Here is a 22,864-nt window from a genome sequence, read left to right on the forward strand (position 1 = left end):
TTCTTCGTGGAAGGCTCCGCACCAGAGTACCAGCACGGGATCCCCACAGCCGGGGACAGAAGATCAGATACCCCCGAAACCCGCCGTTTCCCACGAACCGTCAGACACCCGTGGAACCGGTTCCGGGGGACCGGACGCGAAAAAGCGAGCCGGCCGCAGCTCCCGCTGACGGTCGACCCGCTCGTTCGTGCAGTCCGGATTCACGGATTCAGATGCTCACCTGATCCCCCAGCTGCTGTCAGCGGGGCATCATGGCCTGAAAGTAGTGGATGATTCCCGCGATCAGGGCAATGACCGCGGAGACACCGAGAACAGAGGTGAGGTTTCCACTCTTGAACAGCTTTCCGAGCATGTCACCGAGGCTACCGGTGCCGGTCGTCCCGGAACTGCCCTCGACAGACGTGCTGAGCGGGGCCTCGGCCCCGGTTTTGAGTTCCGCGGTGCCGAAAGCGACATCGAACTCATCACACCAGATGACCACGGAAGCGACCTCGTCGAGGATCACCTCCGGAGAAATGGTGTAGATCTGATCGCCAGTGAGGCTCTTCAGCGGGCCCAGATCGACGTACTGCTCCGGGGTCAGCTCAGTGGCGTCACCCTTGACGGAGGCGAGGACCACCTTGAGGTCCGGTCCCCTGTCCGAGGAAAAGCCCTTCAGGTGCAGCGCACGGGTCCCATCCCCGTGACTGACCACGACGGCCTCACCGGAGACCTCGTGGTCCCCGACCGACTCAAACATCCCGGAAAGGAGCGGAGTGAACTTCTGGACAGTCGTCATTCCGGTGGACATTGAGCTCGAATTGTCGGCACCGAAGGCGGCGGGTGCCGTAGCGACAGCGCCGGTGAGGATGGTGACGGCGACGGCGCCGGTGAAAATGCGGTGAATGTTGTTCACTGGTGAATCTCCCGGGGTAATGGATCGGTAATGGCTTCGCGAAGTGCGAAAACCTGCTTGTTGATATAACAACAACCGTAGAGCGGCTGCTGCACCCCGTCAACCGAAACTCCACGCCCCCCCCCGCGCGGAACAACACCCGCCGGCGAACACCGGGCAACCTGCAGACAGTGAGACACAGACCACCAGCAGTCCCCCTACCTTCACACATGCTGCTTTCACCCGTTCTTTCATCACCGACCGGGGCCGCGGGATCCCATCGTTCGGACAGTTGATGACCCGGTGAATATAAAGCCCCGGAAATGTGAGAGGACCGCCACCCCGGACAAATCCGGGGTGGCGGTCCTCGTGGGCCCAGAGGCTTCTGTTAGCGGCGCAGACCCAAGCGGGAGATCAGATCACGGTAGCGATCGACGTTGTTCTCCTTGAGGTACTTCAGCAGGCCACGACGACGACCGACCATGAGGAGAAGGCCGCGGCGGGAGTGGTGGTCGTGCTTGTGGAACTTGAGGTGCTCGGTGAGCTCACGGATGCGGGTGGTCAGCAGCGCGATCTGAGCCTCCGGCGAACCAGTGTCGGACTCGTGCAGGCCAAACTCGGCCAGGATTGACTTCTTCTTCTCGGTGGAAAGTGCCACGGAGTATTCTCCTCTTACATAATTTCAGTCCACATGAAAATTCCGTGTGCCCGACCTCAACGATCTCCGACATCCACCGGATCACGGGTTCGGCCCGCACACGGGGAGCAACTGCTGTGGACCGCAGTCGCAAACCTCGGAAAACTATAGCACGAACTCCGATGATCTCACTCGGTCGGCTGGTGCGGTGCCATGATCCCACGGGTCCGCCGGACGTCACGGTCCATCGCCGTGAGGAGATCATCGACTCCGTCGAACTTCTCCATGCCCCGCAGATGCTCGATGAACTCGATCTCGCAGTGCCTGCCGTAGAGATCCGCCTCCCGGTCCAGGACGAAGGCCTCGACGCTACGCCGTTCATCGCCGAAGGTCGGGTTAGTGCCGACTGAGATCGCGGTGATGTACCGGGTTCCGGGAACCATGTCGCCCTCCAGCGGACCCGCGTCGGGATCGTCGGTGACCGTGAACCAACCGCAGTACACGCCGTCAGCTGGAACGGCGACGGTTTCCGGGAAGTAGAGGTTCGCGGTGGGATAGCCGAGTTCCCGGCCGCCCCGGCCAGCACCCCGGACCACCTCACCGGACAGCCGGAAGGGCCGCCCGAGCGCCCAGTTCGCTCTGGCTACATCCCCCTCGCGCAGCAGGCCCCGGATGACCGAGGATGAGATGGTCGTCCCGTCCTCGGTGAGCAGCCCCTGGACGTCCACCTCGATACCGCGCCCGGAACCGAGCTCACGGAGGGTGTCGGTGGTTCCCGCGGCGCGGTGTCCGAAGGTGAAGTTCTCCCCCACCACGACGGCCGCGGCACGGAGCTTTTCCACGAGGACTCCGTCGACGAACTCCTCCGGTGTCAGCTTCGCCATTTCCGCGGTGAAAGGGGCGACGAGCATGTGGTCCACCCCGAGTTCCCTGGCCAGGTCCGCGCGGGTGGTCACGGTACCGAGCATCGGGGGAAGTCTGTCAGGGGCGAAAACCGACATGGGATGCGGATCGAAGGTCATGAGGACCGCGGGAAGGTCCAGCTCCCGCGCACGCCGGGTCGCCGCCCCGATGAGCCTGCGGTGACCGCGGTGGACCCCGTCGAACACACCGATCGTCACCACCGAGCCTTCGAGGTCGGCGGGTATCTGCTCCAGTCCGTGCCAAATGTCCACCGGTACAGGTTACGTGATCGCCTAAACTGTCCGCATGACTGATCCCCTCGCCACATCCGGGCTCGTTGTCGTGGACAAGCCCGCGGGTCTGACCTCACACGATGTGATCGCCCGCCTCCGCCGGGCCTTCGGTACACGGAAGGTCGGGCACGCCGGCACCCTCGATCCGATGGCCACCGGGGTGCTGGTCGTCGGTATCGAGCGTGGCACCCGATTTCTGGCGCACCTGGTGGCGGAAACGAAGTCCTACACGGGCACGATCCGGCTGGGCGCCTCGACATCGACGGATGATGCGGAAGGTGAGATCGTCTCCACAGCGACACCGGGAGCCGTGACCGGAGTCGATGACGCGGCGATCGCCGCAGGGCTCGCAGAACTGCGGGGCGAGATCATGCAGAAACCGAGTGCCGTCAGTGCCATCAAGATCGACGGAAAACGCGCACATGAGCGGGTTCGGGCGGGAGAGACCGTGGACATACCGGCCCGTCCGGTGACCATCCACCGACTCGATCTCACGGATCTGCGGCGCTGTGGGGAACACATCGACCTTGACATCGACGTTCTCTGTTCCTCCGGTACCTACATTCGTTCCCTGGCACGGGACCTCGGGGACGCACTCGGGGTGGGGGGCCACCTCACCGCGCTCCGCCGCACGTCGGTGGGTCCGTTCGACATTTCCCGTGCCCTCCCCCTGGCGGAGATCATGGACCGGCCCAAGTTGTCCCTGAGCCTCGACGAGGCTCTCGCCGCGTCATTCCCGGTTCTCGAGGTAACCGACGATGAGGGGGCCGCGCTCGCGATGGGCAAATGGTTGGAACCCCGCGGTCTGACGGGTGTACATGCGGCTGTCACACCTGACGGCCGGGCGGTGGCCCTGGTGAAGGAGGGCCGCAAACGCCTGGCGACGGTGTTCGTCGCCCGCCCGTCGACCCTGTGACCCCGGCTAGGTGATCGCGGTGGTCGCGATGACGTAGCCGCCCCGCATGACCCATCTACCGGAGATGAACGGCACTGGCGTCGGACGGACCAGCAGATAGGAGACGAAGGTACCGTCGAGGCGCAGGTCGACCTCCGCCTGTTCGAATCCCAGCCACCTGTGGGTCAGCGGGAACCACGCCTTGTAGGTGGCTTCCTTCGTACAGAACAGCAGACGGTCCGCGCCATCGATTCCGGCGTCGCGGAACTTCTCCAGCTGCGGTAGTTCACCTTCCCGTGCGATTGAGCCGAGGATCCCCTCGGGGAGTGCCTCGATGGGCTCCGCGTCGATTCCGATCGAACGGACCAGCAGGGACGGGGCGACCACCGCCGCGCGGAATCCCTCGGTGTGCGTGAGCGAGCCGGATACCGCGGGCGGGAGGAGCGGCATCCCCCGCTCGCCACGCAGGATCGGGGTCCCCGTTTCCCTTCCGAGTTGTTCGAGGGCGCGGTGCGCGCACCAGCGGGCATCTCCGAACTCCGCCTTCCGGACATCGAGGGCGTGCGTGACCAGTGCCTTCTCGAGTGGGTGCAGTCCGTTGAAGTTGGTCAGATCGTTCACCCCGATCTCGGTCTTCACCCAGCAGAATTTCGCCGAGTTCGGGAACAGGGCACGGTCAAGCATCGCGCACCTCCATCACCGGGTACGGCCAGGTCCACCCGCCACCGGACAGGTGCCGGTTCCACTCCCGTGGATAGCCGAGCGAGACCTCTATGTGCGGGATCCCGTCGACCACCGTCTTGCCGGGGGTGTGCAGGTGCCCGTAGACCACGGCCCGGGCCCCGTACCGCTGCGCCCAGGTACGTGTGTGCCGGGTACCGCACCAGAGTGACAGCTCGGGGAAGGCCATCTTCTTCACCGGTTCGATGACCAGGGGCCAGTGGTTGATCAGGATGGTCGGACCGTTGACCTTGCTGAGTCGCTTGATCGAGTACGCCAGACGGTCCCAGCACCAGGCCCGGATATCGACGAAGGGGGCGATGGCGAACTGGTCGGTCATCACGACCTGGCGGTCGTGCGCGGCCTCCACCGCCTGTTCCACCGTGTAACCCGTCTTGCGGAACGAATAGTCGTAGAGGGTGAACAGGGGCACCACGGTGACGCCGTCGAACACCGGGTACGGGTCCTCCGGAGTGAGGACGTCGATCCTCCTGCACCCGGCGACCAGCTCGTCGTACTTGGCCCGACCCTGGTACCTGTCCGTGGAGCGGCAGAACAACTCGTGGTTTCCCGGAACCCAGATCACGCACGCGAAGTGCTTCCGGAGCCGGTTGAGGATCTGCAGCACGAGCTCGGTGCGCTCGGCCACGTCACCGGCGACGATCAGCCAGTCAGACGGGTCGCGGGGCCGGATGGAGTCAATCATCTCCGCGTTGTCCTTCACCGCACCGTGCAGATCAGCGACAGCCCACAGCGTCTGCGTGACTCTACCCGGCGATTCAGGGGCGCCGGGTGTGCTGGAGGACCGGGGCATGAGGTTCATTATGCCGTACCCGTGCCGGGACGGTCCCCTTCTTCGTCGTGCTCCGCCGGGGTACTCCCCCGTGCCCAGCGCATCGAATGGAACCGCCACACCACGAATCCGAGGCGCAGAACCATGAAGGCGGCCAGTCCGCACCAGACGCCGGTGAGCCCGGTCCCCGTGAACAGCGCGAGCCAGACCCCGGGCACGAACCCGAGCAGCACCGCGGCGATCGTCGCGTTCCGCAGATAGGCGACATCCCCCGCACCCAGCAGAACACCGTCGAGGGCGAAGACCACGCCTCCGGCGATGATCATTCCGACCATCAGCCACCACGGCCCGACCATGATGGCCAGGGTTTCCCCGTCTGTGGTGAACAGCCCCGGAATGATCGAATGACCGAGAGTGAAAACCATGGCCAGAACAACCGCCAGACCGCAGGAGAACACGGTCACCCGGGTCCCCACCCGCCGCGCGAGCAGGGAGGTTCCGGCGCCGAGGGCGGCACCCGTCAACGCCTGGGCCGCGATCGCGAGGGAATCCAGAACGAGGGAGATGAAGTTCCACAACTGCAGCAGCACCTGGTGCGCGGCGAGAGAAGCCGCCCCGAACCTGGCGGCCACCGCCGCGGCGGAGATGAAAGCGACCTGGAAGGACAGGGAGCGGGCGATGAGATCCCGGCCCATGACCAGCTGTTTTGCCATGATCCCCGGGTTCGGCCGCCAGTCCCCTCCGTGCATCCGGGCGAGGCAGACGAGAAAGAGAACGGCGGTGATCGACTCGCCGGTGAGATTCGCCCAGGCGGAGCCAACGATCCCGAGGTAACCGACGAGATAGGGCACGAGTCCTGCGGAGGGCAGTACTCCCGCGAGCGTGAACCACAACGGCAGCCGGGTGTTCTGGATACCGCGCAGCCACCCGTTCCCCGCCATGGTCACCAGTATGAGGGGAATACCCGCACCTGCGACCCGCAACCAGGTCGTGGCTTCCGCGGCGACGACCGCGTCGCCGGCAAGCCACATGGTCAACCGGGGTGCACCGGTGAGGATCACGACCGCGATCACGGCGCCGACGGCGAGCGCCACCCACGTGGCCTGAACCCCCTCACCGATCGCCGCCGGTTTCCTTCCCGCGCCGTAGAGCCGGGCGGAGCGCGCGGTCGTCCCGTAGCTCAGGAAGGTCAGCTGCGTGGTGACCATCGCCTGGATGGTGGTCGCCGCTCCGAGCGCGGCGAGTTCGTGTTGCCCGAGCCGCCCGACAACCGCCGTGTCGAGGAGGAGATAGAGCGGTGTGGCGGCGAGGACACCGAGTGCGGGTAGCGCCAGTCCCAGTATCTGACCGAGACTGACCTTCTCCAGATTCCGGGGCGCCGTCTCCGTCACGCCCCGTCCCCCACGCGGAGGGCGGACGCGTGTCCGGCCACCGCACGGCGCACGGTCGCCAGGACCGCGTCCCGGGTCCCCCGGACCGTTGCGCCGGCGGCCAGCAGGTGTCCCCCTCCGCCGAGCGACGTCGCCACTGAGGCCACATCGTGGTCCGTGGACCGCAGAGAGACGGACCAGACGTCGGGGTGGTTCTCCTTGAGCAGCACCCCCACCCCCTGCCCAGTGGCGCGGATGAACTCGGTGAGGGATTCGATCGTCTCGGGGTTCGTCCGGGAGATGGTCCCGTGGTCGGCGGTGAGGACCGTCATCCCGGGACCGTCGGGGTGGGTCTCCACCCCGGCCAGGACCCGGCCGATGATCTTCAGGGAATCCGGTGTGGTGGCGTCCATGAGGTCGACGGCGATCGCCCGCGTGTCGACGCCGCGGCCCATGAGATCAGCTGCCATCAGGTGCATCCCGGGGCCACCCCAGCGGAAACTCCCGGTGTCCGTGACCAGTCCCGCGTAGAGGGCGTGCGCCATCTCCCTGTCGATCCGGTCACCGGAACCGGTGAACCACCGGTGGAGGATCGCGGTGGTCGATTCCGCGGTCGGGTCGATGAGGTCGACGGTCCCGAAACCGCTGTTCGACGAGTGATGGTCGACGACGAGGACACGTCGGTGCCGACGTATGTCCTCCGCACAGGTTCCGGTACGTCCGAGGTCACCGCAATCGACGGTCACCACCAGATCCGCGACGGGAAGTCGATCCACCAGACGGATGTCTCCACACCCCGGGATGGTGTACAGGTTCGCCGCGATGGGTTCAGTTTGGCCGATGACGCCGCTCGCGCTGATACCACGCCGCCGGAGCATGGCGACGGTGGCACACACGCTGCCGATCGCGTCGGCGTCGGGACGGATGTGACCGACCACGACCGCGGTGGAGACCGTTTCCGGGTCGATCAGTTCCTCGGCGGCGGTGAAGAACGGATCCGCCACGGTGTCAGTCCTCCTCGGTGCGGTACGGGTTCTCGTCGCCCACCGGCTTCGCGTTCTCGCGGAGTTTCGCGAGTTCCTCGTCGCGCGCCCGGGCCTTGGCGAGAAGCTGTTCCATGTGGCTCGCTGTCTGCGGCACGGTGTCGTGCGCGAAGACGAGGGTCGGTGTGAACCGGACGCCGAGATCATCACCGACGATCTTCCGGAGTTGTCCCCGGTAGCGCTTGAGTGCCTCCGCTGCCGCGGGGACGTCCGGTTCCTCGTCGAGGGTAGCGCCACGGACGGTGTAGTAGACGGTCGCCTCGTGCAGGTCCCCGGTCACCTTGCAGTCCGTGATCGTGATCAGCTCCAGCTTCCGGTCGTTGATCTCGTTCTCGATCGCGGTCGCGACGATCATCTGGATGCGCTTGGCCATGCGGGCGGCGCGGGCGTGGTCGACCATGGTCGGGACTCCTCACGTTTCAAGGGACACGTCGCGTCCCGGGGATCACTGCCGGTGTCCGGGTATCCCCGGTCCGGGGTTGTACGGTGCCCGATCCTACCCGTAGGTACCGACTTGTCCGTCGCCGCCCCCGGCACCGGTGATTCCCGCCCCGCTCGCGGACCGGAAGAGCCGGGGCGCCCGTGTCGCCCCCGACGGATGCGGCCTCCCGAGGGAACGCGCGGGCTCCACCGACACATGTCCGGAGATCCCCGGACGAGAGACGGAAACCACCCCGGCACCGGAATGATTCCGGTGCCGGGGTGGTTTTTACGGGGTTCTACGGACTAGTCGCGGGGAACCTCGACCTGCTCGTAGGCCTCGACGATGTCACCGACGGAGATGTCCGGGTAGGACAGCACCATGCCGCACTCGTAGCCGGCGGACACCTCGGTGGCGTCGTCCTTCTCGCGACGCAGCGACACGATCGTCGCCTTCTCCGCGATGACGTTGCCGTCACGGATGAGACGGACGGACGCATTGCGCCGGACCTTGCCGGACTCGACCATGCAGCCTGCGATGAGACCGACGGAGGACGCCTTGAACAGCGCACGGATCTCGGCACGGCCGATCTCGCGCTCCTCGTACACCGGCTTCAGCATGCCCTTCAGGGCCTGCTCGATCTCCTCGATTACCCGGTAGATGACCGAGTAGTAGCGGATCTCGACGCCTTCGGTGTTGGCTTCTTCCGTGGCCTTGCCCTCGGCGCGGACGTTGAAGCCGATGATCACGGCATCGGACGCCGCGGCCAGCGAGACGTTGGTCTGCGTGATCGCACCGACACCGCGGTCGATGATGTTCAGCTGAACCTCGTCGTCGACCTCGATCTTGAGCAGGGCCTCCTCCAGCGCCTCGACGGAGCCGGCGTTGTCGCCCTTGAGAATGAGGTTGAGTGTCGAGGTCTCCTTGAGCACCGCATCCAGATCCTCGAGGGAGACGCGCTTGCGGCTCCGCGCGGCGAGCGCGTTGCGCTTGCGGGCGGCCCGCTTGTCGGCGATCTGACGGGCCATGCGGTCGTCCTCGACCACGAGGAGGTTGTCCCCGGCGCCGCAGACTGCGTTGAGTCCCTGCACCTGGACCGGCCGCGACGGACCGGCCTCCTCGACGTCGTTGCCGTACTCGTCGACCATGCGACGGACACGACCGTGGGCGTCACCGGCGACGATGGAGTCACCGACGCGGAGGGTACCGCGGTGGACGATCACGGTGGCGACCGGACCGCGGCCGCGGTCGAGGTGCGCCTCGATGGCGACACCCTGGGCGTCCATGTCGGGGTTGGCGACGAGTTCGAGTTCGGCGTCGGCCGTCAGCAGCACTGCCTCGAGGAGAGCCTCGATGTTCGTGCCCTGCTTCGCGGAGATGTCGACGAACTGGGTGTCGCCGCCGTATTCCTCGGGTACGAGACCGTACTCGGTGAGCTGTCCGCGGATCTTCTCCGGCGACGCACCCTCCTTGTCGATCTTGTTCACCGCGACGACGACCGGGACATCGGCGGCCTTGGCGTGGTTGATCGCCTCAACCGTCTGCGGCATGACGCCGTCGTCGGCCGCGACCACGAGGATCGCGATGTCGGTTGCCTTCGCACCACGGGCACGCATGGCGGTGAACGCCTCGTGGCCGGGGGTGTCCAGCAGCGTCAGGGTACGCGGTTGATCCTCGAGGGTGACCGTCACCTGGTAGGCGCCGATGCCCTGAGTGATTCCACCGGCCTCGTCACCGCCCACGTTGGTCTTGCGGATCGTGTCGAGCAGCCGGGTCTTACCGTGGTCGACGTGACCCATGACGGTGACCACCGGGGGACGCTTGGCGAGTTCTTCCTCGTCGCCCTCGTCCTCACCGAACTGCAGGTCGAAGGACTCGAGCAGCTCCCGGTCCTCGTCTTCGGGGGAGACGACCTCGATCTTGAAGTTCATCTCCTCGCCGAGCAGCACCAGGATCTCGTCCGACACGGACTGGGTCGCGGTAACCATCTCGCCGAGATTGAACAGGACCTGGACCAGGCTCGACGCATCGGTGTCGATCTTGTCGGCGAAGTCCGCGAGGGAGGCACCACGGGCGAGGCGCAGCTTGGCACCGCGACCGTCCGGCAGGCGAACGCCGCTGACGACGTTCGGCGCCTGCATCGCCTCGTACTCGTTGCGCTTCTGCCGCTTGGACTTGCGTCCACGACGCGGAGCGCCACCGGGGCGTCCGAAGGCACCTGCGGTGCCACCGCGGCGTCCACCGCGACCGCCGCCTCCGCGACCGAAGCCGCCGGGACCACCGGGACCACGACCGCCGGGGCCACCGGAGCGTCCGCCACCGGCGGACTTCTGCGGCATCGCACCGGGGCTCGGGCGTTCGGGCATCATCGCGGGGGTCGGACGACGTCCGCCGCCCTGACGCTCGGGGGAGGAACCGGTACCGGGACGTCCACCGGGGCGGGCGCCCTGGGCGCCACCCGGACGGGGACCACCACCGGGACGCGGACCACCGGTACCGGCACGACCGCCCTGGGCGCCACCCGGACGGGGACCACCCGGACGGGGGCCACCGGGGCGGGGACCGCCACCGGGGCGCGGCTGAGTGCGTTCCGTACCGGTGGAGAAGGGGTTGTTCGCGACACGTGGGGCACGAGCCCCGGGCTTGGGGCCGGGCTTCGCCATGGGGCGCGGCATCGGGGAGCGCCCCTCGGATGCGGGCTTTTCGGCCTCATCCTTCTTCGGCGCGGCAGAAGACGGGGTTACCTTGGCTGCCGCGGGCGCCGCATCAGCCGGGGTCGGCTTGGAGAATTCCTGGGCCGCCGGGGTCTCGTTCTTCGCCTTGGCGACTGCTTCTGCGGGGGTCGGCACCGACTTCTTGTCGGCGGGCTTCTCCGCAGCGGGCTTCGCGGCGGCGGAGCCGGGCTTCGGCGCGGAGCCGGGCTTCGCACCCGGCTTCGAGCCGGTGGAGGTCTTGGTGTCGGCGGCGGGCTTGTCACCGCCGTCCTTCTCGACACCTATCCCCTTCTCGGCGTAATAGGCCTGCATCTTCTTGACGACCGGCGATTCGACGGTCGAGGATGCTGTCTTGACGAACTCGCCCTGCTCTTTGAGCGAGGCAAGCAGTTCCTTGCTTGTAATACCGAGCTTCTTTGCGAGCTCATGTACACGTAGCTTTCCGGGCACTTCTCTCCTTGTAGGTTTAGCTCCAGGCGGATCGAAGGCCGGCGGACCGCGCGTTCTTCAGATCAGCAGGCTGCCGGGTTCTCCGAGCGCCTGAAGATGTAGCGTGTGACGTTCATCGCTGATGCTTCATCGTGTGCTCATCAGTGTTCGTGTCTTTCCTGGGGTAGGTGGTTCAGCGGCGTGTTCCTGTATCCAGGTACGCACCGCCTCGGTGTCCACGGGGGTGGACACCCGTAGCGCGCGGTTGAATGCGCGCCTCTTCTCTGCCAGCTCCAGTGCCTCCAGGCTCGGGGTGAGCCAGGCGCCACGTCCCTGTCTCCGGCGGGCCGGATCGGGGATGAGGCGATCGGATCGGGAAGGATCGACGACTATCCGCAGCAACTGTGTGTCCGCCTTGCGGTCACGGGTCGCTATACAGGTACGTACACGGATACCGGTCGGTGCCTCGGCACTGCTTCCGGTTGTCCGCATTTGTCTCCTCTTTGCTTTCGTCACCGTCGGTGTCACCCGGCGGTGTGCCGGGCAGGTGTCCGGAACCCGACGGGAACCGGCTATCTGCCACGACGTACTTTGGTGTCGCCTCACGCTTCCATCGGGTGATGATCCTCCGATGGTGACGATGTGACAATGCGACAATGTCACAATGTCATGGTCATGTCCCGGGAACCCCTGGCCACGCAGCCTTCAATTCGAGACAGGTGTGACCAGAGAAGCCCGAGGCCATGCGCCTTCGTCGGCACGGGCCTTATACAACCCTACGCGAAAACGCCCGCAAATGTGAACCCGCCCGACTCCCCCGGGGACGGGGCGAGCGGGCGGGCTGCGCGAAAAGGAACCCACTGAACGACAGCGATGTGCTTCTCCGCGGGCGATCGGACGTACCGGACCTTCGTTCAGCGTTCGTCGGTGTCCGCGTCCGAGTGGATGTCGATCTTCCAACCAGTGAGGCGGGCCGCGAGACGTGCGTTCTGCCCTTCTTTTCCGATCGCCAGCGAGAGCTGGTAGTCGGGCACGGTCACCCGGGCGACCTGCATTTCAGGATCTATCACCTCGACGCGCACCACCTTCGACGGCGCGAGGGCATTACCGACGAACTCCGCCGGATCCCCGGAATAATCGATTATGTCGAGTTTCTCGCCGTCCAGTTCACCCATGACGTTGGAGACGCGTTGTCCGCGGGGCCCGATGCAGGCACCCTTGGCGTTGAGCCCCTTGACGGTCGCACGGACGGCGATCTTGGACCGGTGCCCGGCCTCCCGTGCGATCCCGGTGATCTCGACGGAACCGTCGGCGACCTCCGGCACCTCCAGTTCGAACAGGCGACGGACCAGTTCAGGATGGGTCCGCGAGAGGTTGATCTGCAGATTGCGCTGTCCCTTGGTAACCCCGACGATGTAGCACTTCACCCTGTCACCATGCTTCAGTTTCTCCCCGGGGATCTGCTCCGCAGGCAGCAGGACGCCATCCTGCCCGTCAATCTCGGTGCCGAGGCGCACGACGACTATGCCCCGCTCGTTGGCCCGGGCGTCGGCCTGCACGATGCCGCTGATGACCTTGCCCTCGAACTCCGAGTACTCCCCGAAGGCGCGTTCATTCTCCGCGTCACGCATGCGGCGGATGATCGCTTCGCGAACGGCTCCCGCAGACACCCGGGCGAAGTTGTTGGGTGTGTCGTCGAACTCGGACACGACCTCCCCCTCGTCGTCGAACTCGGTGACGATGACCGCGACGGATCCGGTGGCGGGGTCGATGTCGATCCGGGCCCGGGTATTCTCCCCGGAGGAGTCCCCGGTGTGCATGTGATAGGCCTGCAGGAGAGCCCGGCCGATCGTGGTGAGCATGTCGTTGACGCTGATTCCGCGTTCCTTCTCGATGCTCCTCAGTGCAGCTACATCAATATTCACTTGTCTTCCTCTCGCTTGGTAAGCGCGTCTCCGTAACTGAGTTCCGCCAGCGCGGCTTCTGCCGCCGGCGGTTGTGAGAACTCAATTTCTACCACCGCGGTGGTACCGGCTCCAATCTCCGAGAGCTGTAGGACGTCGATACGGACGTCCCTGAGTCCCTTCTCCGGCCTGCGGATGAGGATGACCGAGCTCTCCGTTTCGTCGAGGGCACCGACACGCCCGAACTCCGTCTTTCCGTTCCTGGTGAGTGCGACGAGCCGGCCCCGGTTGCGACGCCAGTGCCTGGGATGGGTCAGTGGGTGGTCAACTCCGGGCGTTCCAACCTCGAGCGTGTATCCCTGCCCACCGAAATCGATGTCGCCCCGTTCCTCCGCGGCGTCGAATACGGCGGAGATCTCCCGGGACACGTTCTCCAGAAGGTCGAGATCGGGACGCTCCTCCCCGTCGAGGGCGACGGTGACGGAGGACTTCGAGCCGGCCCGATTCACCCGGACCCGCTCGACATCGAGAGAGTGTTCCTCCGCGACCGGTGCGACCAGATCGGCCAGGACTTGTTCAGTTGGAAATGCCATGGGCCCAACCCTACCGTGCCGGGGCACCGACCCGGGTACACTGATGCGCCGTGAAACTCCGCAGCCCAAGCCGCACAATGACCACCCCCGTCGCCACGCTTTTTCTCGCCGGGGGGCTCGCCGCCTGCACGATCAGTCCGACACCGGAAGCCGACCCGACGCTCTCCACGCTGTCGGCCGACGCGCACGCGAATGTGGCGAAACTCTCCGGCACCGATCCCCGGGGCGCGGAGGTACGGGAGCGGCACGCCGAGGCGCTCGATGCCGAGATCCGGAGGCTGTGCGGTGTCCTGGAGGACGGGACGGTCCCCGATTCCTGCACCGTGCCGGAAGCGACGGATGCGACGGTTTCAGCGACCATCGGGGCCGCGGACGTCCTTCCGGAATCCGCGGAGCTGATCGCCCGTGAGGTCGCGTCCGTACCGCAGGAGTCGGTGCTGAAACTCGCCCGAATGCACGGCGAACTCGCCGTGCTCACCGGAACGACGCCCGAGCCGGAGTCGTCGACCGTCAGAGGTCTCGTCGATCAGGCCGAGTTCGACCCGGATTCGGCCGATCTGGAGGCGGCCCTGCGGGCGCTGGAGTGGCAGTACTCTGCGATCTACGGTCTCGAAGTCGCGCAGGCGTGGGCCGATCCACCGGTGGCGGCATCGATCGGGGAGGCGGTGGCGGGACACCGGGAGCTGGCGGAACAGCTGCGTGAACTGTTGTCCGGGGTTCCGGAGTCCCGGCTACCCGTGCCCGCTGCCGGCTACGGGATGCCTGAGGGCAAGGCGCCGACCGACACGGGCTCAGCGCTCGCGACAGCCGTCAGCATCGAGACCGACTCCGTGTTCATGTGGCAGGCGAATGCGACGACCGCCGAACAGCCTGTGTGGCGCGTGTGGTGCGTCCTCGCGGGTTCGACCGCGGCGCTGCGGTCGGCACCGCTTCTGGCGGCTGCGGGGACGGATCCCGCCTCCACGGGGCTGTTCGATCTCGGGTGACGCCTTTCCGGAGCCGTCAGATGTGCTGCCAGGCGGGCTTGTTTTCGAACGCGTAGCGGTAGTAGTCCGCGTTTGCCAGTCCGCTCCCTGCCTCCTCGTCGACGATGACGGTCGCGTGCTGGTGGAACTGGAGTATCGATGCGGGGCACAGCGCGGAAACCGGCCCCTCGACCGTCGCCGCCACGGCGTCAGCCTTGCCGGATCCGGTGGCCAGCAGGAGCAGATGGCCCGCATCGCTGATCGTCCCGAGTCCCTGGGTCAGCACATGGTGGGGAACCTGGCTCTCGTCGTCACCGAAGAACCGGGCGTTGTCCGCGATGGTCTGCGGATGGAGGGTCTTCAACCGGGTTCGGGAACGGAGCGACGAACCGGGCTCATTGAACCCGATGTGACCGTCGGTGCCGATACCGAGAAGCTGGACATCCACTCCCCCGGCCTCAGCGATCGCCCGGTCGTAGGCGAGACCGGCCGCCGTCGGATCATCGGCCAGGCCGTCGGGGCTGTGCACGTCATCGTCCGGAATGTCGATGTGCGAGGTGAAGTTGTCCCTGATGAAACGGTAGTAGCTCTGTTCGTGGGTGCGGGGCAGGCCGACGTACTCGTCGAGGAGGAAGGCGCGGCAGCGGGCGAAGCTGAGGCCTTCGTCACGGTGCCTGCGGATGAGCTCCAGGTACATGGCCAGCGGCGTGGAGCCGGTGGCCAGCCCCAGGGTGGCGGATTCGCGACGGGCGTAGTCGGTGAAAACGTCGGCGGCGACGCGCGCGACGGACTCGGCGTCCGGTTGGATGATGACCTCCATGGCGGGGGCCGTCCTTTCTCCTCGGGGATCCTGATCACCGGTTGGAGACCGGTGGGAAGAGCCGCTCTGTGGCGACACCCTTCAATTCAACACTAGCGCCAGCGTGTCAGACAGGAAAACGGCGGAAGAGAGATTCTTCCGCCGTTTTTTCAGCTTGAGTCCCACGAGATCTCTAGTTGTCAGACAAGATTCCTGACTTCGTCGAGAATGTCAGCCACGGGAACCTCCCGGACCTCGCCGGACTCGCGGATCCGCAGCTCCACCACGCCGTCGGCGAAGCTGCGCCCGAGGACGACGACGAACGGCATGCCCAGCAACTCGGAGTCCTTGAACTTCACACCCGGACTCACCTTCGGGCGGTCGTCGAAGATCACCTCGATGCCGGAATCCGAGAGCTCCCCCGCGAGCCTCTCGGCGGCCTCGGCGGCCTCGGCGTTCTTGTTCGCCACGACGACGTGCACCTGGTACGGGGCGACCGACACGGGCCAGTTCAGTCCCTTGTCGTCGTAACGCTGCTCGGCGATGACCGCGACCAGGCGCGAGATGCCGATTCCGTAGGATCCCATGGTGGGTACGGATCGCTTGCCGTTCTCGTCCAGGATCTGCAGCTCAAGGGCCTCGGAGTACTTGCGCCCGAGCTGGAAGATGTGGCCGATCTCGATGCCCCGGGCGAGGCGCAGTGAGCCCTGGCCGTCCGGTGCGGGATCCCCCTCGCGGATCTCGGCGGCCTCGATGTGACCGTCCGGGGTGAAGTCCCGGCCCGCGACACAGTTGACCACGTGGCGCCCCTCCGCATCGGCACCCGTGATCCAGGACGTCCCGGAGACGACCCGCGGGTCGGCGAGAACCGGCACCCCGTTGGCGGCCAGTCCACGTGGACCGACATACCCCTTGACCAGGAACGGGGTGGTGGCGAAATCCCTGTCGGACGCGAGTTCCACGGCGGCCGGCTCGACGGATGCCTCCAGCCGCTTCATGTCGACCTCGCGGTCGCCAGGAACGAGAATGCCGGTCAGTTCCGGTTCCTCACCCGGACGGGTGATCTTCACCACGATGCACTTCAGCGTGTCCGCGGCGGTGACCTCACGACCGTCGACGTTGATTCCCGCGCCGTTGGCCCAGTCGACCAGCTTGTCGATGGTCTCGCAGTCCGGACTGTCGTACTCCAGCGCTGCGGGCTGACCGTCGATGGGCCTCTCCTCGGCCCGCGGAGTGATCACGGCCTCCGCATTCGCCGCGTAGTCACCCTCCGTGGCACGGACGAAGGTGTCCTCGCCGTTCTCGCAGACGGCGAGGAACTCCTCGGAGGCCGATCCCCCCATCGCGCCCGACGTGGCGGCGCAGATGACGTACTCGATGCCCATGCGGTCGAAGGAGTTGATGTACGCCTGACGGTGCCTCCGGTAGGCGGCGTCCAGCCCTGCGTCATCCATGTCGAAGGAGTACGAGTCCTTCATGGTGAACTCACGTCCGCGGAGAATCCCCGCACGCGGGCGCTCCTCGTCGCGGTACTTCGTCTGAATCTGGAAGAGGACCGCGGGGAAATCCTTGTACGAGGAGTACATGTCCTTGACCAGTCCGGTGAACATCTCCTCGTGCGTCGGTCCGAGCAGGTAGTCACCGCCCTTGCGGTCCTTGAGCCGGAACAGGTTGTCCCCGTACTCGGTCCACCGGCCCGTCTGCTCGTACGGCTCGCGGGGAAGAAGGGCCGGCAGACAGATCTCCTGCCCCCCGATGGCCTCCATCTCCTCGCGGACGATGCCCTCGATCTTCCGGAGTGTGCGCAGTCCGAGCGGGAGCCAGGAGTACACACCGGGAGCCGCGCGTCGGATGTAACCGGCGCGGACCAGGAGCTTGTGGCTGGGAACCTCGGCCTCAGCCGGGTCATCGCGCAGGGTGCGCAGGAACAGAGTGGACATGCGTGTGATCATGAGCGCCAATATACCCGCCCGACGCCACAGGTTAGGGTGGTGACCATGCTCATTGTGCTGCCCCCTTCCGAGACCAAGGCAGATGGTGGGGACGGTGCCCCGCTCGACCTCGATTCACTGTCCTTCCCGGAACTCAACCCACGCCGACGCGCGATCGCCGATGCGCTGCTCGCACTCGATGACACGACGATGCGCGGGGCGCTGGGCATCAGCCCGAAGATGGACGCCGAGATCGCCGCCAACCGTGAACTGTGGCACGCCCCGACGATGCCCGCGGTCCGGCGGTACACGGGCGTGCTCTACGACGCCCTCGACGCCGACACCCTGGATGCCACCACCCTGTCCCGGCTCGCTGTCGGATCGGCACTCTTCGGGATCGTCCGGGCCACCGACCCGATTCCCCGGTACCGACTCTCGGCCGGCTCGAAGATCCCGGATCCCGGACCCTCCAAAGCACCGACGATGAAGGCCCGGTGGGGAGGAGACATCACCGCGGCCCTCAAGGGTGTGACCCCGGCGGAGGGACCGGTCGTGGATCTGCGGTCCGGCGCGTATCTCACCCTCGGCCCCCTACCGGGGGCCATCACCGTCCGCGTGGAGTCCCTGCGGGAGGACGGAACCCGGAAGGTTGTCAGCCATTTCAACAAGCACTACAAGGGAATCCTCGCCCGGGCACTCGCACAGGCCGGGCATGACCTCGGACCCGGCACCGGCGCGGACGAGATCGCGGACGTCGCCGGGACCACCGGACTCACCGTCGAGATCACCGGGAGAACGTCTCTCACACTGGTCGTGTGACCACCCCCACCGCTCATGCAACCACCCGCCCAGGGTGCAAGGACTTCGCGCCCATCCCACCCGGGGCGACCCGTGCCATCCGAATTACCGTTCAGTGACCCCACAGCAAAATCAAACATTTCCGCCCGGCCCTACATAGCCACCAATCAGCACACCATGCTTCACATTCACTGTTTTCGCAGCTCACCACCGCCTCTACCCCCGTTCTAGGGCCTTAATTCCGCTGCATGACCACCGGAGACAATCAGTTGGTAATACTCTAGCGCTTGGCCCTGATGTTCTTCGGGATGATCAACAGGCGGCCGCCCGGGATGTGTTGCGGTGGCCGGGGACAACATGGGCACACACAAATCAGCAGATAGATTCAGCTCAACCCCGGGAGCCACAATGTCAGCGACACCCCGCGAAGCGAATACCAAAACGCCATGGGCACTGGGAATCGATGTGGGGGGCACCGCGATCAAGGCCGCGGTCGTCGATCCTTCCGGTGACACCCATCATCAGCTCAACATCCCCACCCCCACCGACCCTCGCCGCCTCGCCGACACGGCCGCCGGAGCGGCGACCGAACTGACTGGATGGGCCCGGTCGAACGGGGTCGACCTCGTCGACACGGTCGGCGTCAACATACCCGGCATCATCGACGAGGTTCGCGGTATCTCGGTATTCTCGGCCAATCTCGGCTGGCGCAACGAACCGATCGCCGGGATGCTCGAGGAGGCTCTGCGTCGACCCGTGACTCTCGGACACGATGTGCGCAGTGGCGCCTTCGCCGAGTCCCGGTGGGGCGTGGCCTATCCCGATTTCTTCTTCCTCGCCATCGGAACTGGCATCTCCTCGGTCGTGATCAGCGGCCACCAGCCCACCACCACCTGGCAGTGGGCCGGCGAGATAGGGCAGGTACTCGTACCCGGGTACGACGGCGACCTCGTCCCGCTCGAGCACGTGTGCTCCGCTGCCGGTATCGGACGGCGGGGTGCACGTCTCGGTCTCGTCCCCGAGGGCTCCGGCTCGCGGGAGGTCTTCGAACTTGTGGACCGGGGCGATGACAGAGCAATGGAAATCGCGGACTACGCCTGCGAGACGCTCGGCAGATTCCTCGCTCCGGTCGTCGCGACCCTCGGCCCTATCCCGATCGTCATCAGCGGCGGCATGGTCGCCCGCGGTGAGAAACTGCTCGCCCCCATCCGGGAGGCGTTGACCCGATACCTCGGGGTGGTCCCCGCACCGGGCCGCATCGAATCCGCGAAACTCGGTATCGATGCGCAGGTCAGGGGTGCCGCACTGAGGGCCTTCGACTCCTCCGGATGCGAGATCCGTCCGAGGTCGGCTGGCACGGGTATCCACCTCTCCCCCTAGAAAACCGCCCGTCCCGTTCCCTGAACCGGACGGTTCAATCGGCGACAGTGGGCGGATGGGTTCATCGACGCCGGACACCATACGGATTCGATGCCCATCCGATCTTCAATCGCCGTCACCCTGATCAAGCTTCACCCACCACTTCTTCCTGCGGTTACCCGCACGCGAACCCTGAAAGGTCAGTCATGTCCTTCATCAGTGATCTAAAGTCCGCTCCCCCGGTCGGGCGTGCCATCGCGCTCACCGCGGCGGCCCTCGGAATCACCTACGGCTACGACATCTCCAACATCGCCGCCGCGCTGCTGTACCTCGAGAAAGACTTCGGTCTTGATACCACCGGACAGGCGACCATGGCCACCGCGGTCGTCATCGGTCAGATCTTCGGTGCCGTCGCCGGCGGCCCGCTCGCGAACGCCATAGGCCGAAAGAAGACGATGCTCATCGTCGCCGCCGGATACGTGGTGTTCTCCGTGGCGAGCGCCTTCGCCCCGACCGCCGGCATCCTGGTGTTCCTCCGTGCACTGCTTGGCTTGACCATCGGTTTGTCTATCACTGTTGTTCCCGTGTTCATCGCGGAATCCTCCCCCAACCGGATCCGTGGCGGTCTCCTGACCGCCTACCAGGTGACCACGGTCCTCGGTATCATCGTCGGATACCTCGTCGGTTGGGGCCTGTCCTTCTTCGAGAGCTGGCGCTGGATGCTCGGCGCCGCCGCGATCCCGGCGGCCATCGTGTTCGTAGCACTGTTGAAGATCAGTGAGACCCCGCAGTGGCTCGTCCTGAAGGGACGGGTCTCGGAAGCACGGGCGGTCCTGCTGAACATCAATCCCCCGGAGGAAGCCGAGGAGGAGCTCCGGTCCATATCCGAATCCGTCAACCAGAACCGTGGCGGAAACGACTTCAAACGTCTGGGCGAGATGTTCCGTGGACCGATCTCCCGGGCCACGATCTTCGCCATCGCCCTCGGCTTCTTCATCCAGATCACCGGCATCAACGCCACCATCTACTATGCACCCCGGATCTTCGAGCAGATGGGGTTCCACGGAACCGCGCAGCAGCTGCTGCTCCCCGCTGTGGTGCAGACCTTCGGACTGGCCGCCGTCCTCGTCTCCATGGTCGTCATCGACTCCTTCGGTCGCCGGAAGGTCCTGCTCAGCGGCATCGGCACCATGATCTTCGCCGACATCCTGCTGGTCCTGGTCTACCGCATGAGCGCGGACTCCTCGACCGCTTTCCTGGTTCTCGGATTCATCGGTATCGTCCTGTTCACGATGGGCTTCACCGGTGGCTTCGGTGCCATCGTCTGGGTCTACGCGGGCGAGCTGTTCCCCACCCGTTACCGCGCCCTCGGTGCGTCACTGGTGCTGACCGCTGACCTGATCGCCAACGCGATCGTTGCGCAGCTCTTCCCGTCGCTGCTGGAGGCCGTCGGTGGTGCCGGAGTCTTCGGGATCTTCGGTGTACTGGCCTTCGTCGCCTTCATCGCGGTGTTCCGCTACGCCCCCGAAACGAAGGGCCGCAAGCTGGAGGACATCCAGAGCTACTGGGAGAACGGTGCGAAGTGGGATGGTCCGGTCAAGGCCTGATCGTCCCGAACACCACCATCTGAACCGGAATTCCTGATTCCGAAGCCCGGTCACCCGTGCACTCCACGCGGTGACCGGGCTTCGTTTCGCCGGTGCCCGGGAGAAGCCCGGCCTCCCGGTACCGGCTTCGGTCAGCGGATCGCACGTCTGGTGTCGGACCACCACGCGAGTCCCCCCAGAACGACCACCCAGCAGGCCAACGCGACACCGCCCTGGAGTGGCGTGGCCGTGATGCCCGGGATGGAGCTTCCGTTGGCTATCTGTCCCGAGAGGAAGGGCAGGACCCAACCGACGTCCTTGAGCGCCTGGACGGGCAGAGCGTAGACCATCGCCTCGATGACGAAGACATCGGCGGCGAAGATCAGGGATGCGAGCACCGTGGAACGGGTGATCACCGCGAGAAGCGCGGTGAGGACAACCGCGGTGACGAACTTGATCAGGTCGAACCGGAACTCCCGGAGCTGCTCACCCGGGATATCGGTGGGTAGGGTGTCGCCGATGAGGAGAACGGCACCGCAGGCGAGCGCCAGTCCCAGCGCAAGCCCGGCGAGAGCGCCGATCAGCACGACCCCGACACGGAGGGCGGTACCCCGGCCTCTCCTGTTGTCCATCATCCACATCCAGGCGATGGAGTGGTGCCGGTAGGTGCCCCCGATGATCGCCGCTGCGGCGAAGCCCGCGATGAGGAACGACAGATCGGTGCCGACAGTGAGGTCGCGGAGAGTCAGCGGCCCGTCGTTCTGGACGAGTCGCATCCCGACCGCGAAAGCCGGAATCACCAGTATCACGGCGGCGAGGAATACCAGGTGGCTGCGCACCGAGGTCAGTTCGGTGATCACGGCGGCGAGCAGTCCTCCGTAACCGGGCCGTCGGTCTGTTCCGGTCGTCTGGCAAACCGGGGTTGAGGCGGTCATGATCAGGCGCTCCTGTAGGTGGTGGTGTCAGCTGTCGCGGTGAGGAAGACGTCTTCGAGGGACCGCTCCCGGGAGGCCAGGTGTGTGATCACGATTCCCGTCCCCTGACACAGCCGTGCGATGCGCTCAGTGGTCGTGGTGTCCGCGTTGACGGTGATCAGTCCGTCTGGCGCACGGTCGGCGGTGATGTCGTGCTCGGCGAGGACCCGGACGACGGCGTCTGTGTCGGTGCACCTGATCTCGTGCACCGCATCCCCGACGAAGTCCGACAGCGGCCCCTCGGCGATGAGCCTTCCCCGTCCGATGATCACGAGCCGGTCAGTGGTCACCGACATCTCGGAGAGCAGGTGCGAGGACACCAGCACAGCCCGTCCCTCCTCCGCGAGCTGCCGGATCATCCGGCGCATCCAGATGACCCCCTCCGGATCGAGCCCGTTGACGGGTTCGTCGAGTATGACGTGGCCGGGGTCGCCGAGCAAAGCGCACGCGAGACCGAGCCGCTGCCGCATGCCGAGACTGTATCCACCGACCCGCTTGTGTGCGACGGAGTTCAGGCCCACCCGGTCGAGCACCGTATCGACCCGGTCGGCGTCGATACCGCCCGCCCGCGCCATCATGCGCAGATGTGCCCGTCCACTGCGCCCCGGATGGAACCAGGAGGCATCGAGCAGTGCGCCGATGGCGCGGGCCGGGGCGGGCAGCGCGGTGAAGCGACGGCCGTCAATGAAAGCGGTGCCCTCATCCGGGCGTTCGAGTCCGCAGATCATGCGCATGGTGGTGGACTTTCCGGCACCGTTGGGTCCGAGAAAACCCGTGACCCGCCCGTCGGGCACGGTGAAGGACAGATCGTCGACGGCGGGCGTACCGCCGTATCTTCTGGTGAGTGAGCTGACTGTGATCAT

Annotated in this window: 21 protein-coding genes; 5 read left to right on the forward strand and 16 right to left on the reverse strand. The window is 66.0% G+C overall.

Translation table 11 applies throughout. The annotated features are described in order from the left end of the window. Window positions 1-238: 238 nt before the first annotated feature. From JDV75_RS04955 to JDV75_RS04965, 3 genes are all read right to left on the reverse strand, one after another. Window positions 239-895, reverse strand: a complete 657-nt coding sequence (locus JDV75_RS04955; RefSeq protein ID WP_198738123.1) for a DM13 domain-containing protein — start codon at window positions 893-895, stop codon at window positions 239-241. A gap of 367 nt (window positions 896-1,262) precedes the next feature. Further along, a complete protein-coding gene (gene rpsO, locus JDV75_RS04960; RefSeq protein WP_198736110.1) occupies window positions 1,263-1,532 on the reverse strand; it encodes a 30S ribosomal protein S15 in 270 nt (89 codons plus the stop codon). Window positions 1,533-1,699: 167 nt separating this feature from the next. Then, window positions 1,700-2,686: a bifunctional riboflavin kinase/FAD synthetase gene (locus JDV75_RS04965; protein ID WP_198738124.1), complete on the reverse strand. Its 987-nt coding sequence runs from the start codon at window positions 2,684-2,686 to the stop codon at window positions 1,700-1,702. Between the two features lie 34 nt (window positions 2,687-2,720). On the opposite strand from JDV75_RS04965, the gene truB reads away from it, so the two are divergent. Continuing rightward, window positions 2,721-3,623, forward strand: a complete 903-nt coding sequence (gene truB, locus JDV75_RS04970; protein ID WP_198738125.1) for a tRNA pseudouridine(55) synthase TruB — start codon at window positions 2,721-2,723, stop codon at window positions 3,621-3,623. A 6-nt stretch (window positions 3,624-3,629) separates the two neighbouring features. Here the strand turns inward: truB and JDV75_RS04975 are convergent, their stop codons facing one another. The 9 genes from JDV75_RS04975 to rimP all read right to left on the reverse strand — a co-directional run bounded on the left by JDV75_RS04975 (window position 3,630) and on the right by rimP (window position 13,589). After that, the gene (locus JDV75_RS04975) at window positions 3,630-4,286 is read right to left on the reverse strand and encodes a 4'-phosphopantetheinyl transferase family protein (protein ID WP_198738126.1); all 657 of its coding nucleotides are present in this window, start codon (window positions 4,284-4,286) and stop codon (window positions 3,630-3,632) included. Further along, the gene (locus JDV75_RS04980; RefSeq protein ID WP_198738127.1) at window positions 4,279-5,136 is read right to left on the reverse strand and encodes a metallophosphoesterase family protein; all 858 of its coding nucleotides are present in this window, start codon (window positions 5,134-5,136) and stop codon (window positions 4,279-4,281) included. The genes JDV75_RS04975 and JDV75_RS04980 overlap by 8 nt, the downstream gene beginning before the upstream one ends. An 8-nt stretch (window positions 5,137-5,144) precedes the next feature. Beyond that, window positions 5,145-6,506, reverse strand: coding sequence for an MATE family efflux transporter (locus tag JDV75_RS04985; protein WP_198738128.1), 1,362 nt, complete (start codon window positions 6,504-6,506; stop codon window positions 5,145-5,147). Next, entirely contained in the window at window positions 6,503-7,489 is a 987-nt protein-coding gene (locus JDV75_RS04990) for a DHH family phosphoesterase (protein ID WP_198738129.1), read from the reverse strand. The genes JDV75_RS04985 and JDV75_RS04990 overlap by 4 nt, the downstream gene beginning before the upstream one ends. 4 nt (window positions 7,490-7,493) lie before the next feature. Beyond that, entirely contained in the window at window positions 7,494-7,928 is a 435-nt protein-coding gene (gene rbfA, locus JDV75_RS04995) for a 30S ribosome-binding factor RbfA (protein ID WP_198738130.1), read from the reverse strand. A 326-nt stretch (window positions 7,929-8,254) separates the two neighbouring features. Next, window positions 8,255-11,113, reverse strand: a complete 2,859-nt coding sequence (gene infB / locus JDV75_RS05000) for a translation initiation factor IF-2 (protein ID WP_198738131.1) — start codon at window positions 11,111-11,113, stop codon at window positions 8,255-8,257. Window positions 11,114-11,239: 126 nt separating this feature from the next. Next, entirely contained in the window at window positions 11,240-11,584 is a 345-nt protein-coding gene (locus JDV75_RS05005; protein ID WP_198738132.1) for a YlxR family protein, read from the reverse strand. A 422-nt stretch (window positions 11,585-12,006) separates the two neighbouring features. Then, window positions 12,007-13,017, reverse strand: coding sequence for a transcription termination factor NusA (gene nusA, locus JDV75_RS05010; protein ID WP_198738133.1), 1,011 nt, complete (start codon window positions 13,015-13,017; stop codon window positions 12,007-12,009). Then, complete coding sequence (rimP, locus tag JDV75_RS05015; protein WP_198738134.1) at window positions 13,014-13,589, reverse strand: ribosome maturation factor RimP; 576 nt, start codon at window positions 13,587-13,589, stop codon at window positions 13,014-13,016. Before rimP ends, nusA begins: the two co-directional genes overlap by 4 nt. A gap of 50 nt (window positions 13,590-13,639) precedes the next feature. Here rimP and JDV75_RS12205 point away from each other — a divergent pair, with 50 nt between their 5' ends. Then, on the forward strand, window positions 13,640-14,575 hold the full coding sequence (locus JDV75_RS12205; RefSeq protein WP_198738135.1) for a DUF4439 domain-containing protein: 936 nt from the start codon (window positions 13,640-13,642) through the stop codon (window positions 14,573-14,575). Window positions 14,576-14,591: 16 nt separating this feature from the next. Here JDV75_RS12205 and nagB read toward each other — a convergent pair whose 3' ends face one another. Further along, on the reverse strand, window positions 14,592-15,374 hold the full coding sequence (gene nagB, locus JDV75_RS05025; RefSeq protein WP_198738136.1) for a glucosamine-6-phosphate deaminase: 783 nt from the start codon (window positions 15,372-15,374) through the stop codon (window positions 14,592-14,594). A gap of 179 nt (window positions 15,375-15,553) precedes the next feature. Then, a complete protein-coding gene (locus tag JDV75_RS05030; RefSeq protein ID WP_198738137.1) occupies window positions 15,554-17,305 on the reverse strand; it encodes a proline--tRNA ligase in 1,752 nt (583 codons plus the stop codon). Window positions 17,306-17,350: 45 nt separating this feature from the next. Between JDV75_RS05030 and JDV75_RS05035 the strand changes: the two genes are divergently transcribed. The 3 genes from JDV75_RS05035 (at window position 17,351) to JDV75_RS05045 (ending at window position 21,048) form a co-directional block, all read left to right on the forward strand. After that, complete coding sequence (locus tag JDV75_RS05035; protein ID WP_198738138.1) at window positions 17,351-18,103, forward strand: YaaA family protein; 753 nt, start codon at window positions 17,351-17,353, stop codon at window positions 18,101-18,103. Between the two features lie 387 nt (window positions 18,104-18,490). Beyond that, window positions 18,491-19,462, forward strand: a complete 972-nt coding sequence (locus JDV75_RS05040) for an ROK family protein (RefSeq protein ID WP_198738139.1) — start codon at window positions 18,491-18,493, stop codon at window positions 19,460-19,462. Window positions 19,463-19,647: 185 nt separating this feature from the next. Further along, window positions 19,648-21,048, forward strand: a complete 1,401-nt coding sequence (locus tag JDV75_RS05045) for a sugar porter family MFS transporter (RefSeq protein ID WP_198738140.1) — start codon at window positions 19,648-19,650, stop codon at window positions 21,046-21,048. Window positions 21,049-21,179: 131 nt separating this feature from the next. Here JDV75_RS05045 and JDV75_RS05050 read toward each other — a convergent pair whose 3' ends face one another. Both JDV75_RS05050 and JDV75_RS05055 read right to left on the reverse strand, forming a co-directional pair. Then, window positions 21,180-21,962, reverse strand: coding sequence for a hypothetical protein (locus tag JDV75_RS05050; protein ID WP_198738141.1), 783 nt, complete (start codon window positions 21,960-21,962; stop codon window positions 21,180-21,182). A gap of 2 nt (window positions 21,963-21,964) precedes the next feature. After that, on the reverse strand, window positions 21,965-22,864 hold the full coding sequence (locus JDV75_RS05055; RefSeq protein ID WP_198738142.1) for an ABC transporter ATP-binding protein: 900 nt from the start codon (window positions 22,862-22,864) through the stop codon (window positions 21,965-21,967).

It is taken from the genome of Corynebacterium meridianum (genome assembly GCF_016342265.1).
Lineage (GTDB): Bacteria > Actinomycetota > Actinomycetes > Mycobacteriales > Mycobacteriaceae > Corynebacterium > Corynebacterium meridianum.

What these genes read in the sequence shown, in the direction of transcription:
- truB (WP_198738125.1), top strand. Translation starts at nt 2,721, where the DNA reads ATGACTGATCCCCTCGCCACATCCGGGCTCGTTGTCGTGGACAAGCCC.
- JDV75_RS04975 (WP_198738126.1), bottom strand. Translation starts at nt 4,286, where the DNA reads ATGCTTGACCGTGCCCTGTTCCCGAACTCGGCGAAATTCTGCTGGGTG.
- JDV75_RS04980 (WP_198738127.1), bottom strand. Translation starts at nt 5,136, where the DNA reads ATGCCCCGGTCCTCCAGCACACCCGGCGCCCCTGAATCGCCGGGTAGA.
- rbfA (WP_198738130.1), bottom strand. Translation starts at nt 7,928, where the DNA reads ATGGTCGACCACGCCCGCGCCGCCCGCATGGCCAAGCGCATCCAGATG.
- JDV75_RS05005 (WP_198738132.1), bottom strand. Translation starts at nt 11,584, where the DNA reads ATGCGGACAACCGGAAGCAGTGCCGAGGCACCGACCGGTATCCGTGTA.
- rimP (WP_198738134.1), bottom strand. Translation starts at nt 13,589, where the DNA reads ATGGCATTTCCAACTGAACAAGTCCTGGCCGATCTGGTCGCACCGGTC.
- nagB (WP_198738136.1), bottom strand. Translation starts at nt 15,374, where the DNA reads ATGGAGGTCATCATCCAACCGGACGCCGAGTCCGTCGCGCGCGTCGCC.
- JDV75_RS05030 (WP_198738137.1), bottom strand. Translation starts at nt 17,305, where the DNA reads ATGATCACACGCATGTCCACTCTGTTCCTGCGCACCCTGCGCGATGAC.
- JDV75_RS05035 (WP_198738138.1), top strand. Translation starts at nt 17,351, where the DNA reads ATGCTCATTGTGCTGCCCCCTTCCGAGACCAAGGCAGATGGTGGGGAC.
- JDV75_RS05040 (WP_198738139.1), top strand. Translation starts at nt 18,491, where the DNA reads ATGTCAGCGACACCCCGCGAAGCGAATACCAAAACGCCATGGGCACTG.
- JDV75_RS05045 (WP_198738140.1), top strand. Translation starts at nt 19,648, where the DNA reads ATGTCCTTCATCAGTGATCTAAAGTCCGCTCCCCCGGTCGGGCGTGCC.
- JDV75_RS05050 (WP_198738141.1), bottom strand. Translation starts at nt 21,962, where the DNA reads ATGACCGCCTCAACCCCGGTTTGCCAGACGACCGGAACAGACCGACGG.
- JDV75_RS05055 (WP_198738142.1), bottom strand. Translation starts at nt 22,864, where the DNA reads ATGATCACAGTCAGCTCACTCACCAGAAGATACGGCGGTACGCCCGCC.